The organism is Corynebacterium sp. TUM25015 (genome assembly GCF_056393505.1).
The window spans coordinates 2,022,104-2,035,126 of the sequence record NZ_CM150783.1 but is presented as its reverse complement, the minus strand read 5'-3'; the positions used below and the strand labels follow the sequence as shown (position 1 = coordinate 2,035,126).

Below are 13,023 nucleotides of genomic sequence, written 5' to 3'. Positions count from 1 at the left end.
TAACCGGATGGGCGGCATAGCGCCCGTCGTGTTGTCGCTACAGTAATCATTCGGCATCTTACGCAGAACGTTCTAGGTCAACGCAGCGCTTGTCCTTATAATCGCTCATAGATTCACCCTACGTCAGGAGGCTCCCATTCTCTCCCCATATCGCGTAAACCTGGACTGGCTCTGGGGCACCCCGCCCGGCAACGACGGCACGCCCGCCACGGTTCGCGCCGTTCTTTTTGGTGTGGACGCCCACACGTCAGCCGAAGCCTGGCTCCGTACCCTTTCGGCGGACGAGGACGGTCGGCGTGGGGAGGGCGGCTGGGGCGCCGAGCTCGCCAACGCTGGCGCGGCGGATGAATCGGCGATGGTGGACATCACCTCCGCGGGCGAGGATGTCGCCGATGGCATCGAGGACGGCACGGAAAACCTTTACAACTTCCTGGCCGCCCGTGTCGACGAGCTGGATTCCGAGCTGACGGTGGAGTGGCGGGAGCTGCCGCGTACCTAGTGCACGGCTAGTTGTCGTCTCCCTCCAGCGGGCCGAGCTCCGCCACCAGCACCTCCTGGGCAACCTTCATGGCCGACAGTGCCGCGGGTGCGCCGCAGTAGCCGGAGGCATGGATGATCGCCTCCGTGATCTCCGTGCGAGTCAGACCATTTTCCAACGCACCGCGGACGTGCCCGCGCAGCTCCTCAGTCGCGCGCAATGCCACCAGCATGCCGATGTTCAACAGGCTGCGGTCGCGGCGGGCCAGGCCGTCGCGCGTCCACACAGAACCCCAGACGGTTTCGGTGACATGCTTCTGCAGTGCCTCGCCATCAGAGCCCGCGTTGCGTTCCAGGGCGGCATCGACGAAGGCATCACCCATGACCTCCCGGCGGACTTGAATGCCTGCGTCGTAACGCTTGTCGTTTGTGGCAGGGTTTGTGCTTGCAGAATTGTCGCTGGTCATGGCGCAAGTTTCTCCTTAAATGTGCGGGCGACTGTGTTGTCCAAAAATTTTTGCTGGCAGCCGATGGCTACTTTCGCAGTAGGTCCTCCAGCAAACGAGCAGCTTCCTTGAGATCCGCGCCGAATTTCTTAGCCGGGTGTTCGCCCATGCGGGCGACGGGGCCAGAAATGGAAAGGGAGGCAATGACAGTGCGATTGTGTGCATCCGCTCCAAAGATGGGGACGGAGGCGGAAGCGAGGGAGGGGTCGCGCTCGGCGGAGGATTCCGCAATGCCATCGGCAGCGATCTGCTCTAGATCCTTGCGGGAGTAGGCGGCATGGGGGAGTACTTGGTTCTGGAATGCCTCCGGCGCATAGGCAACCAACAGCTTGGCTGCAGAGCCCGCGTTCAACGTCATCCGGTGGCCCACCGGAACCGTGTCCCGCAGACCTGTGGCGGGTTCGGCGTTGGCGATGCACACGCGTTCCATTCCGGAAAGGCGATATAGCTGCACGGACTCGCCAGTCTTTGCCATGAGGTCGGGGAGGATGAACTCTGCGGCGTCCTCCAAACGAGAAGAGGTAGACGGCGCCATCTCGGCCAAGGCTGGGCCAGTGACCCACGCACCGTCCACCCCGCGCTCGATCAACCTGTGCTTCTCCAGCGCGACGGCGATACGGTGCGCCGTGGCGCGTGGCAAGCCGGTGATGGCGCACAGATCGGAAAGGTTGCGAGGTTCTGCTGCGATGACCGTTAGAATGAAGATCGCACGGTCCAAAACTTGAATGCCGCTTGTTGCGGGAATTTCCGTATTGTGTCCCATGATTTGATACTATACATTCCATCCAGTGGAACTGTATAGCGGACACAGAGGAGAGACCGTGACGAACCAACCCTTAACCCTCGCGGAGAAAGTCTGGCGCGACCACATCGTTGCAGCCGGAGAAAACGGCGGCCCCGACCTGCTGTACATCGACCTGCACCTGGTACACGAAGTTACCTCGCCCCAGGCATTCGACGGCCTGCGCCAGGCCGGCCGCAAAGTCCACCGCCCGGACCTGACCATTGCCACCGAGGACCACAACGTCCCCACCGTCGGCGTGAAGACCGGCGACCTGCAGGAAATCCAGGAGCCCACCAGCCGCCTGCAAGTATCCACCCTGCGCGACAACGCCAAGGAATTCGGCATTCGCCTGCACTCCATGGGCGACATCGAACAGGGCATCGTCCACACCGTCGGCCCGCAGCTGGGCCTGACCCAGCCTGGCATGACCGTCGTCTGCGGTGACTCGCACACCTCCACCCACGGCGCCTTCGGCTCCATCGCCATGGGCATCGGCACCAGCGAGGTCGAGCACGTGCTGGCCACCCAGACCCTGCCGCTGAAGCCCTTCAAGACCATGGCCATCGAGGTCTCCGGCGAACTGCAGCCGGGCGTGACCTCCAAGGATCTGATCCTGGCCATCATCGCCAAGATCGGCACCGGTGGCGGCCAGGGTCACATCATCGAATACCGCGGCGAGGCTATCGAAAAGCTGTCCATGGAAGCCCGCATGACCATGTGCAACATGTCCATCGAGGCCGGCGCCCGCGCCGGCATGATCGCCCCCGATCAGACCACCTTCGACTACCTCGAAGGCCGCCCGCACGCGCCGAAGGGCGAGGACTGGGACGCAGCCGTGGAGTACTGGAAGTCTCTGCGTACCGACGACGACGCGCAGTTCGATACCGTCGTCCACATCGACGGCTCCGCGCTGACTCCCTTTGTCACCTGGGGCACCAACCCCGGTCAGGGCTTGCCACTGGCGGAATCCATCCCACAGCTGGAGGACTTCACCAACGACAACGACCGCCTCGCCGCCGAGCGTGCCATGGAGTACATGGATCTCAAGCCCGGCACCCCGCTGCGCGACATCAAGATCGACACGGTCTTCCTGGGCTCCTGCACCAACTCCCGCATCGAAGACCTGCGCGCCGCCGCGGAAGTCATCAAAGGCCGCACAGTTGCCGACGGCACGCGCATGATCGTTGTGCCTTCCTCCACGCGAGTGAAGATGCAAGCAGAAGATGAAGGCCTCGACCAGATCTTTATCGACGCCGGGGCGGAATGGCGCACCGCAGGTTGTTCCATGTGCCTTGGAATGAACCCCGACCAACTCGCTCCCGGCGAGCGCTCGGCCTCCACGTCCAACCGAAACTTCGAAGGCCGCCAGGGTAAGGGCGGGCGCACGCACTTGGTCTCCCCACCAGTTGCTGCCGCCACCGCCGTGACGGGCCACCTCGCAGGCCCAGCGGATCTGTAAACCGACCGCTAGATACCCGCACAAGACCTGCCCAAAAATTTTTTCGAGCCTCCCCGCCAGCGACCTAGACAGCAGGTGGGGGAGCAGAAAGCAGAGAAGAGCACTATGGAAAAGTTCAACACTCACACTGGCGTGGCGGCCCCCCTGAACCGCTCGAACGTCGACACCGACCAGATCATCCCCGCCGTCTACCTGAAGCGCGTGACCCGCACCGGCTTCGAGGACGTCCTGTTCGCCGGCTGGCGCAAGGATCCAGAGTTTATTCTGAACCAGGAGCCCTACAAGAACGCCTCCATCCTGGTGGCAGGCCCCGACTTCGGCACTGGCTCCTCCCGCGAGCACGCCGTCTGGGCGCTGATGGATTACGGTTTCCGCGTGGTTCTATCCTCCCGCTTCGCGGACATTTTCCGCGGCAACTCCGGCAAGGCGGGCCTGCTGGCCGCCCAGATGGAACAGAGCGACATCGAGCTGATCTGGAAGCTCCTGGAACAGCAGCCGGGCGCGGAAATCACCGTGAACCTGGAAGACCGCACAGTCACTCTGGGCACCCACACCTTCGGCTTCGACGTAGACGACTACACCCGCTGGCGCCTGATGGAAGGCCTGGACGACATCGGCCTGACCCTGCGCAACGAAGAGGCCATTGAGGCTTTCGAATCCCAGCGCGCCAGCTTCAAGCCACGCACCCTGCCCGCCAGCTAGCGCTTACTTCACAGCCAACGGGCTGGCCAAGTAGTCCAGCCCCAGCAGCTTATCGCCGGCGAAGTGCAGCACCCACGTGCTGGACTTCTTCACCCGCATATCCTCGATCTCCACGCCGTGCTCGCCCGCAACGCGGGCCAGCACACCCGGGATCACAGTCCCCTGGCCAACAACCATCGACACAGGCGCGGTCGTGGCGGCGTGGAACGCATCCACCGCTGCATCCGAATCGGCAGCCCAACCGGCATCGCCCAGGTTGGCGTCAGAAGTAACATCCAGCCCCAAGTCCTCAGCAATAGGCGCAGCCGTGTGCTCACAACGCACCGGCACGGCAGAGGAAATCGCCTCCGGGCGGTAACCCGACAACCCGGAAACCAGCAGCTCCGCTTGGCGACGGCCCTTCTTGCTCAAAGGACGCAGATCATCGTCACCAGCCCACCCCTCACGCGCATGCGCCTTCGCATGGCGGACATACAGCACTCGGCGATCGCAGCCCAACTTCAGCAGACCCAAAGCCGCATCCACGACCTTCAGATCCGCCTCATAGCTCAGCAGCTCCTTCGCCTCGGCGGGGGAAACCCAACGCAGCTCATCGGACTCATCATTGGCCTCGAACTCACCGGAAAGGTGCTGGGCAGTCCAGTAATAAACCACCTTCGTGCGGGAACCCACGGGGTAGTGGACATAGCCCAACAGCCAGCCCAAACGCACCTCAAAGCCAGTCTCCTCCAAAATCTCGCGCATGGCGGTACCCGGCAGATTCTCACCCGGATCAACCTTGCCCTTCGGCAACGACCAGTCGTCGTAGCGAGGACGGTGAATCAGCGCGATCTCCACGTCCGTGGACTCGGGGGCGGAAGGAGTGGAGTCTGCGGCGTCACCAGAAAAGCGCCAAATAACCGCGCCGGCGGCAAAGGTAGGGCGAGCGAACTCTTCGCTGGGACGGGATCCGATGCGGGTCACATGCCCCTGATCGTGCCGCGACATGGCCAGGGACGTAGAAAGATCGCCAGTTCCTGTGTGAGTGATCACTTTTAAAGGGATCCCTTTCGATAGACTATTGCCGACAATCGTATAACGAACCCAAAAATTATTTCGAACTGAAGCCACAGCAGACGGGAAGGCAACAAAGCGACATGGTGCAAGTAGCGGTGATGGGTGCGGGATCCTGGGGCACGACTGTTGCCAAAGTTTTTGCCGACGCCGGCAACGAAGTCCGTCTCTGGGCACGGCGCGACGAAGTCGCAGACGACGTGCGCAACAACCACCGCAACAGTGCCTACCTGGGGGACATTGAGCTGCCTGACTCGCTGACCGGCACGAGTGACCCCGCCGAGGCGCTCGACGGCGCGGAGATCGTGGTGCTGGGCGTGCCCTCACAGTCCCTGCGCGGGAACCTGCAGAAATGGAAAGAGCAGGATCTCATCGGCGCGGATGCCTCCCTGGTGAGCCTGGCCAAAGGCATCGAGCACTCCAGCGGGCTGCGCATGAGCCAGCTGATCTCCGAGGTGGCGAACGTGCCCGGCGAACGCGTGGCTGTGCTGACTGGTCCGAACCTGGCGCGCGAAGTTGCCGAACAACAACCCGCTGCGACCGTAGTGGCATGTTCGGATATGGACCGCGCGAAGTTGATCCAGGCCGCCGTGGCGGCGCCGTACTTCCGCCCGTACACCAACACGGACGTCATCGGCTGTGAAATCGCCGGCACGTGCAAGAACGTCATCGCTCTGGCGGCGGGCATTGCCGCTGGTATGGGATTCGGCGATAACACCGCCGCCACCGTGATCACTCGCGGCCTGGCGGAGACCACCCGTTTAGCGCTGGAAGTCGGCGCCGACGCGCGCACGCTCAGCGGCCTGGCGGGCATGGGCGACCTGGTGGCCACGTGTACATCGAAGCTCTCGCGCAACCGCAGCTTCGGCGAGCGTCTCGGCAAGGGCGAAAGCCTCGAAGAGGCCGCCAAAGCCACCAAGGGACAAGTCGCTGAAGGCGTGGTCAGTAGTCAGTCCGTGTTCGAGCTGGCGGGGAAAGTCGGCGTGGAAATGCCGATCACCGAAGCCGTGGTGGGAGTGTGCCACGAAGGCGCAGACGTGCAGCAGGTGATGATGGGGTTGCTCGGCCGCAGCCGGAAGGCCGAGTAAGTCACAGGCAGACTGGCAGTCGGGTCGAAGTGGCGGGGCGGTGGGAATGCGGCGTCAGAAAAACAGCTAAGGTAAAACACCGTGAGTAACCAAGCCAAGAAGCACGCACGTACCACTGTCGCCGTACTGTACGGAGGGCAATCGACTGAGCACTCCGTCTCCTGCATTAGCGCGGGCGCGGTGATCGACCACCTGGATCCGGAGATTTACGAGGTCGTGCCGGTGGGGATCACTGAGGCGGGCGCGTGGGTGCCGGGGACGACCGATACTTCCCGGCTGCGAGCCAATGGGCGCGAGATGCCACGCGTAGAGGATTCCGGCGTACACGTGCAGCTGACATTCGGTGGGGCTGGCTCGGCTGCGGCGGGGGAGATGCGCTACGTGACCGGCCCGCAGGCTGGCGAGGTATTTGCGCACGTAGATGTGGTGTTCCCGGTACTGCACGGCCAAAATGGCGAAGACGGAACCGTGCAGGGCGTGCTGGATCTGGCGGGCGTGCGGTACGTCGGCAATGGCGTGCTAGCTTCCGCTGCGGGCATGGATAAGGACTTCACCAAGCGGCTGGCACGCGAAGCTGGGATTCCGGTGGGCGAGGAGCTGATTCTATTCCAGCCACGCGATCTGACCGCTGAAGAAAAGCAGCGGCTCGGGCTGCCGGTGTTTGTGAAGCCGGCGCGCGGCGGGTCGAGCATCGGCATTTCCAAGGTGGATAGCTGGGAAGAACTAGGCGCGGCTATTGACCTGGCCTTTTCCCATGACAACAAAGTGATTGTGGAGGCGATGATTCACGGCGCCGAGGTTGAGTGCGGTGTGCTGCAATATGCGGATGGCTCGATCGTCTCGTCGGTTCCTGCCATGCTGAACGGCACCGAGGATGGAGCCGAAGGGTTCTATGGTTTTGACGCCAAGTATGTCGATTCGACCGTCTCCGCCACCATCCCGGCGCCGCTACCTGCGGACGTTGTGACGGAGGTGCGCAAACTGGCGATTCGCACGTTCAATGCGCTGGGGTGTGATGGCATCGCGCGCGTGGACTTCTTTGCCACGGAGAACGGGCCCGTGCTGAACGAAATCAACACCATGCCTGGATTTACGCCGATCTCGATGTATCCGAAGATGTTCGCGGCTGAGGGGATCAGCTTCGGCGACCTGGTCAGCGCGCTGATTGCCCGGGCGCTGGCTTAGGCCTGGGGAACCTTGTGGCGGGCTCCTTTTAACCTGCTCACGAGTCCCGAATGTCGCTAGATCGGGAATCTGTTACCGGTAATGGTTGTCTATAAAACAAAAGCCCAGGTCAGGGGCTTGCAGTTTGGTGGGCTACTTATCGGCGCGTGGGCACTTTCCCGTTTTAGCGACATCCCCCTGGGGCACCCACTCCTGAGGGGCCGGTGTCGCTGAAAGGGAAAGAGGTTAGCGCGACTGAGCAGAGCTCCCAGCCTTCTCCGTATTCTTCAGGGATGTAGAGATCGCACTTGAAACGGAAGAGATCACCTCGTTGCCAGCAGATTGCGGCATGGCTAGGCCGATGACCTGCTCGTGGCCCAGGGCAAACCAACGCCCCATGGTCGACCCGCGGGAAAGAGATGGATCAGAGAACCAGGGAACCTTGTTTACCTGCGTTAATTGTGCACCCGGGGCATAGGACTTAGGCATAGCCAGGCCACAGCGAATCACCACAGGTTCTTGCTCCTCGGCGAGATAGGTAGCCGATCCGCTGGGAGCCTTCTCCAACACAGACCGGTCCAGTCCATCGGGAAGGAGATCAGGCTTCACCAGGGCAGTACCCTGCTTGTCCTGGTCAGCACCCTTTTCCGATCCTCCAGCGGATCTGTGGACCAAACGCCAGTCGCCCAGTGCCTCCGGCAGAGATCCCAGGAACTTATGGCATGCAGGGGACTCGGTCGCGCCGCCGGAAGTGGGACCGCCGGCCTCGCGGGATCCGGAACCGCCAGCCACCGCAGCATCGGACAGTGGGTAGGGGGCGGGCTTTGCTGGAGAGTTGGCGTCATAAACAGAGGAAAGAGCAGACCCCACCGCACCGAGGGCATCGCCGACATCCGCCGACGCAGTCACCGCAACCGCAGGCGAACCGCCGACCGCGTACCACGTCCGCAGGTCAGACCCAGGAGTAGCATCCGAGACGGCGGTCCAGCGCGTATCGCCTTCCGACACCACGGGCGACAACTCCGAGTACTGGTCGGGCACGTTCACCCCACAGCGCACAGAAAGCTCCGAACCCGAAGAATCGCGGTACGCCGCCGTGCCGTCCGGCCTAGGATCCCGCACCTCAACGGCACGGAAGCGATCCATTTCCTCCGGCAACCCAGCCACAAAATCGGCGCAGACCTGCGACGACGCCTCCGGCGCATCCACCGGCCCCAGCGCCACCGGCGCGTACACCTTCCGATCCACCGTGATCTTCGCTGCGGTGATCACCGCAATAATCAGCACCACGGCAAGCACCGTCGACAGAATGATCAGGTACCGCGGGGTGGAGACGGGGGAGGAGGCTTCGTCACTCATAGCGCACCATCTTAATTAGACTAAGCGCGGGAACCCAAGCATTGGAACCCAAGCATCACCGCAACCACGGAAAGGTTCGCATGCGTACTCAACTTACTGTCGCCGAGGCAGGCGAGGCCGCTACCATCGCGGCGATCCGCAACGCCGCGCCGAGTTCTCTTAATGGCGATGACGCCGCAGTGTTGGAGCCAACAGGCACAAATTCACGCCACGTGTGCTCGACGGACATCCTCGTGCAGGGCCGACACTTCACTTTCGACTACTCAACTCCGTGGGAGGTCGGGGTGAAAGCGGTGACGCAGAACTTCGCAGATATTCAGGCGATGGGGGCACGCCCCACTGCGATCCTCATGGCTATTGCCACTCCGGGGGATCTGCCGTTGCAGACGGTTGCGGATATTGCCCGCGGCATCGACGAGGCGGCGTCGCCATGGGCTGCCGAACTCGTCGGTGGTGACGTGGTGACCAGCAAGGATCTGGTGATTTCTATTACCGCGCTGGGGGAGATCTCTGGCCCTGCCGATGCGTTGACGCTGGATGGCGCGGGCGTGGGCCAGCGCGTGATCGCCAGTGGGCCAATCGGCTACAGCGCGGCGGGGCTGGCAATCCTGCGCCACTATGGCTCGCGTAAGGCGATCCCTGTCGATGATCCGATCTTGCAGGAGCTGGCCAATTGGCACTGTGCCCCGCGCCTGCAGCCGGGGCGCGGCTCCGTCGCTAGGGCCACGGGCGCTAGTGCGATGACGGATAACTCCGACGGGCTGATCGTGGACCTCACCGATATCGCGGAGCGTTCCGGGGTGTGCTTGGACCTCGACAGCGCCGCCCTGGTGCCGGATGAAAAGCTACGCCATGCTGCGCAGATGACGGGCAAGAACCCGTTGGAATGGATCTACACCGGCGGTGAGGACCATACTCTCCTTGGAACTACGGACGCCCGCATGCCCAGTGGCTACCGCCGCATCGGGACTGTTCGCAGCCTCTCGGATGAGGTTGGGGAGGACTCGCCTGGCGGGGTGGACTACGTGCTGGTCGACGGCGGCCGCCCGCCGTTTTCATCTGGCTGGCAGTCGGTGTAAGGAGCAGGCATGAATTCCGTACGAGAACAAGCGCACCAGCTGATCGAGCGCATCCACCCGGCGTGGTACCTGCCGGGGCTGCAGTCGGTGCTGGAGGGTGCGCTGGCTGAGGGGCAGCTGGTGGCCCAGCAGGTGCAGGCGGGACAACGAGCGCAGGTCCTGCCCGCGCCCGAAAAAATTTTGCGGGCTTTCGAGTCCGACCCTACCCAGGTGAAAGTGCTGATCGTTGGGCAGGATCCGTACCCCACGCCCGGACATTCCGTGGGGCTGGCGTTCTCTGCGGAGCTGCCCGCGGGCGAGCCACTGCCGAAGTCGCTGAAGAATATCTACACCGAGTACACAGACGACCTCGGCCTGCCAGCCCCCTCCAACGGGGATCTTTCCCCGTGGGCCGACCGTGGGGTGCTGCTGCTTAACCGCGTGCTCACTGTGCAGGCGGGCAATGCCGGTAGCCACCGCGGTCGCGGCTGGGAGGCCATCACCGAGGCCGCTGTCCGCCAGGTTGCCGCCAACCCGCACTTCGCCGCCATCCTGTGGGGCAAGCAGGCCCAGCAGCTCGCTCCGCTGATCGGCGCGGAGCGCTGCGTGATGTCCCCGCATCCCTCGCCGCTGTCCGCCTATCGAGGCTTCTTTGGTTCGCGTCCCTTCAGCAGGGCAAATGCGATCCTCCAGGCTTCCGGCGGCGCGCCCGTCGACTGGCGGCTCTAGCGACGATGGCCGGGTCCGTTCGCTTCTTTGTCGGATTGTGCGGCCTCGAGTTTTCCGAGGAGTTCTTCCAAGTTGGTCAACTCTCTATGGGTGAGTCCCTGGAAAAATGAGTCACGTCCTTGACGTAGGGCAGGCTGAACATCGTCCCACCACTGCTGGCCAGCGGGTGTCAAACAGAGGAGTCGTGATCTCGCATCGGCGGGGTTTGATCGAGCTTGAACCCACCCCACCGCCGTGAGCTTTTTGATTGTGGCGCCGATGTTTCGCGGGTCAACGGCTGTAACCATTGCTACGTCGTTTTGCGTTCGTTCGCCTTCCGCGATCGCCGCCATGGCTGTGAACTGCGCGGTGGTAATTCCCTGCTCTGTGAGGAGAGCTGCCCATGCTCTCTCGGCGCGGCGTCCAAGTGTGGCCAACAGGAAACTAGCGCCTTGGCGGTACTTGACTTTGCTCGAATTATTCATATTTTATGTATACATGACTTCGTTGAAAATCCCGACTGGACACAACACAGTAAATCCCTTCGCTATCGTCCCCGACTCCGTGAGCTTCATCCACTTCGTGGAAACAGTTTTCGATGGTCGAGAAGCAGCGCATGTTCGCACGCCGGATCGAGATGGTTCGATCATCCATGCGGAAGTAATGGTTGGAGATGCCACAATCATGCTTTGTGATCGAAAGCAAGATTGGCCGTTCACGCCAGCCCTCCTGCAGGTCTACGTTCCTGACGCCCAGGCGTGCCTTGATAGGGCTGTAAAGGAAGGAGGCCGCGTCGTCACTCCAACTAGCGATTTCTACGGTGGCTATCGTCTCGCAAGACTTCTTGATCCGTGGCAAAACCTCTGGTGGCTCTACGAGCCGACGGCTCAACCGCAAAACCAGGACGAGCGCGACAGTGACACCGAGTGGCACGATAGCGAGCCGAGTGCCGTCTACAGCACTCTCATGGAGACTATGTGCTCTCTGGGTGAACGATAAACAAGTCAACCCCCCCCACCTGGATTCGCGTTGGATGCGGGAGATCTACATCACTGGCACGGAAGGAATAACGCGCCACGATCCCGTAAACCGCCCTGCTGTCCGGCTGGTTCGCTAGGGTAGTGGGAGTGAAATCCAGGAAGGCAGAGGCGCAACCGGTGGCAGAAGCACAACCGGCCAATCAGGCGCCCGCTCAGCTCGACGCGCGCATTGTCGCCCAGTGGGCTCGCCTTTCGGCCAGCCGGCTGCGCGAGCAGAGCCAGGCAATCAACGCCCTGAACGTCTTCCCAATCCCGGATTCCGATACTGGCTCCAACATGGCGCACACCATGACCACCGCAGTTTCGGCGGTCGATGCGCTGGAGGAAGGCGCAAGCCTCCCCGAGGTCACCATCGCCCTGGCCACCGGCGCGGTTCGTGGCGCCCGTGGAAACTCCGGCCTGGTGCTCAGTCAGGTATTGCGCGCGCTCGCCGAAGCAGCTTCGCAGGGGCACATCGATGGTCCCGCCGTGGCGGACACCCTTTCGCAGTCGGTGGGCTTCGTCCGCGCGGCGATTTCCTCGCCCGTCGAGGGCACCGTCATCACCGTCCTCGATGCCGCCGCAGCCGCCGCCCACAATGGTGATCCGCAGCTTTCCGCCGTAGCTTCCCGCGCGCTGCACGCCGCCGAGCAGGCCCTGGCCGATACCCCCAACCAGCTGCCCGTCCTCGCTGAGGCCGGTGTTGTCGACGCGGGCGGCCGAGGCCTGGTGGTGATCCTGCAGGCCCTGGTCGATGTGCTGGACGGTGCTGGTTTTACTGAGGACGCCCCCACGCCCGACCACGACCGAACCCAGCAAGAAGTCGAGGTGATGTTCTTCTTCGAGGGGAACCTGGATGCCCTGCGGGAACTCCTGGAGACCTACGGCAACTCCGTGATCGTTGGTCCGTTGAGCCCGGAAGCGGGCACTGCGCACGTGCACACTGACCAGGCCGGGGAAGTGATTGAGAAGGCCTTCGGGCTGGGCGCCGTCACCGAGCTGCGCATCGAGGTGCTCCCCGCAGCAGGGGAACCTGCCGCTTCGGGAACACAGAGCACACCAGCCCAGGCTCCCCGCCAGCACTCGACGGATAACCGCGCGCCGTCCATCGTGGCGCTCACGCCCACCGGTGGGGTTGCGCAGTTGTTTGAAGCTGCAGGTGCGGTGGCTGTGGCGTCACCAAACAGCACAACCTTGAAAGACGCGATGGATCAGCTAGGCAACGGCCCGGTGGCAGTGCTGACCAATGGGCAGGACGTCGCGGCGCTGCAGGGCCTCGACGGAACGCGGGAAATCGATATTATTGACACGAAATCGCTGGTCGGAGGGTTGGCAGCGCTGGCGGTCAACGATCCCACCGTGGATTGGGATGACAACGTCGAAGAGATGATCGACGCGGTCGACGCGCAGCGCTACGCCAATTGTCCGCCCGAGAGCATGGTTGAGACCTTGAGTGACATGCTGGCCGATGGCGGTGAACTAGTCACCCTGCTGTGGAGCCGCCCTGCCACCGACCAAGAAACCATCGACCACCTGAAAGCCACCTTCGCGGAGCTCTACCCGGACGTGCAGATCGACGATCACCGCATCGAGCTGCTGGGAAGCGACAGCGACCCGCGCCTGGTGCAGATCGGGGTGGAATAGCC

14 protein-coding genes are annotated in these 13,023 nt (G+C 62.9%); 9 read left to right on the top strand and 5 right to left on the bottom strand.

Features of this window, described 5'->3' with window-relative positions; all coding sequences use genetic code 11:
• Window positions 1-232 precede the first annotated feature (232 nt).
• The gene (locus AC06DS_RS09215; protein WP_477100597.1) at window positions 233-499 is read left to right on the top strand and encodes a hypothetical protein; all 267 of its coding nucleotides are present in this window, start codon (window positions 233-235) and stop codon (window positions 497-499) included.
• A 7-nt stretch (window positions 500-506) separates the two neighbouring features.
• On the opposite strand, the gene AC06DS_RS09210 is transcribed toward AC06DS_RS09215, so the two are convergent.
• Together AC06DS_RS09210 and AC06DS_RS09205 are read right to left on the bottom strand one after the other, a co-directional pair.
• On the bottom strand, window positions 507-944 hold the full coding sequence (locus tag AC06DS_RS09210) for a carboxymuconolactone decarboxylase family protein (protein WP_034973013.1): 438 nt from the start codon (window positions 942-944) through the stop codon (window positions 507-509).
• A gap of 67 nt (window positions 945-1,011) precedes the next feature.
• Window positions 1,012-1,746 carry an IclR family transcriptional regulator gene (locus AC06DS_RS09205; RefSeq protein WP_477100596.1) on the bottom strand — a complete coding sequence of 245 codons (735 nt, stop codon included), beginning with the start codon at window positions 1,744-1,746 and terminating at the stop codon, window positions 1,012-1,014.
• A 58-nt stretch (window positions 1,747-1,804) separates the two neighbouring features.
• Here AC06DS_RS09205 and leuC point away from each other — a divergent pair, with 58 nt between their 5' ends.
• Both leuC and leuD read left to right on the top strand, forming a co-directional pair.
• Complete coding sequence (gene leuC / locus AC06DS_RS09200) at window positions 1,805-3,226, top strand: 3-isopropylmalate dehydratase large subunit (protein WP_477100595.1); 1,422 nt, start codon at window positions 1,805-1,807, stop codon at window positions 3,224-3,226.
• Between the two features lie 105 nt (window positions 3,227-3,331).
• The gene (gene leuD / locus AC06DS_RS09195) at window positions 3,332-3,928 is read left to right on the top strand and encodes a 3-isopropylmalate dehydratase small subunit (RefSeq protein WP_477100594.1); all 597 of its coding nucleotides are present in this window, start codon (window positions 3,332-3,334) and stop codon (window positions 3,926-3,928) included.
• Between the two features lie 3 nt (window positions 3,929-3,931).
• Here leuD and AC06DS_RS09190 read toward each other — a convergent pair whose 3' ends face one another.
• Entirely contained in the window at window positions 3,932-4,960 is a 1,029-nt protein-coding gene (locus AC06DS_RS09190; protein WP_477100593.1) for an NUDIX hydrolase, read from the bottom strand.
• A gap of 104 nt (window positions 4,961-5,064) precedes the next feature.
• Here AC06DS_RS09190 and AC06DS_RS09185 point away from each other — a divergent pair, with 104 nt between their 5' ends.
• Window positions 5,065-6,069, top strand: coding sequence for an NAD(P)H-dependent glycerol-3-phosphate dehydrogenase (locus AC06DS_RS09185; protein WP_477100592.1), 1,005 nt, complete (start codon window positions 5,065-5,067; stop codon window positions 6,067-6,069).
• Between the two features lie 81 nt (window positions 6,070-6,150).
• A complete protein-coding gene (locus AC06DS_RS09180) occupies window positions 6,151-7,254 on the top strand; it encodes a D-alanine--D-alanine ligase family protein (protein ID WP_477100591.1) in 1,104 nt (367 codons plus the stop codon).
• 225 nt (window positions 7,255-7,479) lie between these two features.
• Here AC06DS_RS09180 and AC06DS_RS09175 read toward each other — a convergent pair whose 3' ends face one another.
• Entirely contained in the window at window positions 7,480-8,592 is a 1,113-nt protein-coding gene (locus AC06DS_RS09175) for a DUF3515 domain-containing protein (RefSeq protein WP_477100590.1), read from the bottom strand.
• Between the two features lie 80 nt (window positions 8,593-8,672).
• Here AC06DS_RS09175 and AC06DS_RS09170 point away from each other — a divergent pair, with 80 nt between their 5' ends.
• The gene (locus AC06DS_RS09170) at window positions 8,673-9,671 is read left to right on the top strand and encodes a thiamine-phosphate kinase (RefSeq protein ID WP_477100589.1); all 999 of its coding nucleotides are present in this window, start codon (window positions 8,673-8,675) and stop codon (window positions 9,669-9,671) included.
• 9 nt (window positions 9,672-9,680) lie between these two features.
• Window positions 9,681-10,379, top strand: a complete 699-nt coding sequence (locus AC06DS_RS09165) for a uracil-DNA glycosylase (RefSeq protein ID WP_408925559.1) — start codon at window positions 9,681-9,683, stop codon at window positions 10,377-10,379.
• On the opposite strand, the gene AC06DS_RS09160 is transcribed toward AC06DS_RS09165, so the two are convergent.
• Complete coding sequence (locus AC06DS_RS09160) at window positions 10,376-10,843, bottom strand: MarR family winged helix-turn-helix transcriptional regulator (RefSeq protein WP_408925560.1); 468 nt, start codon at window positions 10,841-10,843, stop codon at window positions 10,376-10,378. The genes AC06DS_RS09165 and AC06DS_RS09160 overlap by 4 nt on opposite strands.
• A 13-nt stretch (window positions 10,844-10,856) precedes the next feature.
• Here AC06DS_RS09160 and AC06DS_RS09155 point away from each other — a divergent pair, with 13 nt between their 5' ends.
• Window positions 10,857-11,357 carry a VOC family protein gene (locus AC06DS_RS09155; RefSeq protein ID WP_448307573.1) on the top strand — a complete coding sequence of 167 codons (501 nt, stop codon included), beginning with the start codon at window positions 10,857-10,859 and terminating at the stop codon, window positions 11,355-11,357.
• 158 nt (window positions 11,358-11,515) lie between these two features.
• On the top strand, window positions 11,516-13,021 hold the full coding sequence (locus AC06DS_RS09150; protein ID WP_477100588.1) for a DAK2 domain-containing protein: 1,506 nt from the start codon (window positions 11,516-11,518) through the stop codon (window positions 13,019-13,021).
• The last annotated feature ends 2 nt before the right edge of the window (window positions 13,022-13,023 follow it).

Coding starts and splice junctions, on each gene's coding strand:
- AC06DS_RS09165 (WP_408925559.1), top strand. CDS start 9,681: ATGAATTCCGTACGAGAACAAGCGCACCAGCTGATCGAGCGCATCCAC.
- AC06DS_RS09185 (WP_477100592.1), top strand. CDS start 5,065: ATGGTGCAAGTAGCGGTGATGGGTGCGGGATCCTGGGGCACGACTGTT.
- AC06DS_RS09175 (WP_477100590.1), bottom strand. CDS start 8,592: ATGAGTGACGAAGCCTCCTCCCCCGTCTCCACCCCGCGGTACCTGATC.
- AC06DS_RS09155 (WP_448307573.1), top strand. CDS start 10,857: ATGACTTCGTTGAAAATCCCGACTGGACACAACACAGTAAATCCCTTC.
- AC06DS_RS09210 (WP_034973013.1), bottom strand. CDS start 944: ATGACCAGCGACAATTCTGCAAGCACAAACCCTGCCACAAACGACAAG.
- AC06DS_RS09205 (WP_477100596.1), bottom strand. CDS start 1,746: ATGGGACACAATACGGAAATTCCCGCAACAAGCGGCATTCAAGTTTTG.
- AC06DS_RS09170 (WP_477100589.1), top strand. CDS start 8,673: ATGCGTACTCAACTTACTGTCGCCGAGGCAGGCGAGGCCGCTACCATC.
- leuD (WP_477100594.1), top strand. CDS start 3,332: ATGGAAAAGTTCAACACTCACACTGGCGTGGCGGCCCCCCTGAACCGC.
- AC06DS_RS09160 (WP_408925560.1), bottom strand. CDS start 10,843: ATGAATAATTCGAGCAAAGTCAAGTACCGCCAAGGCGCTAGTTTCCTG.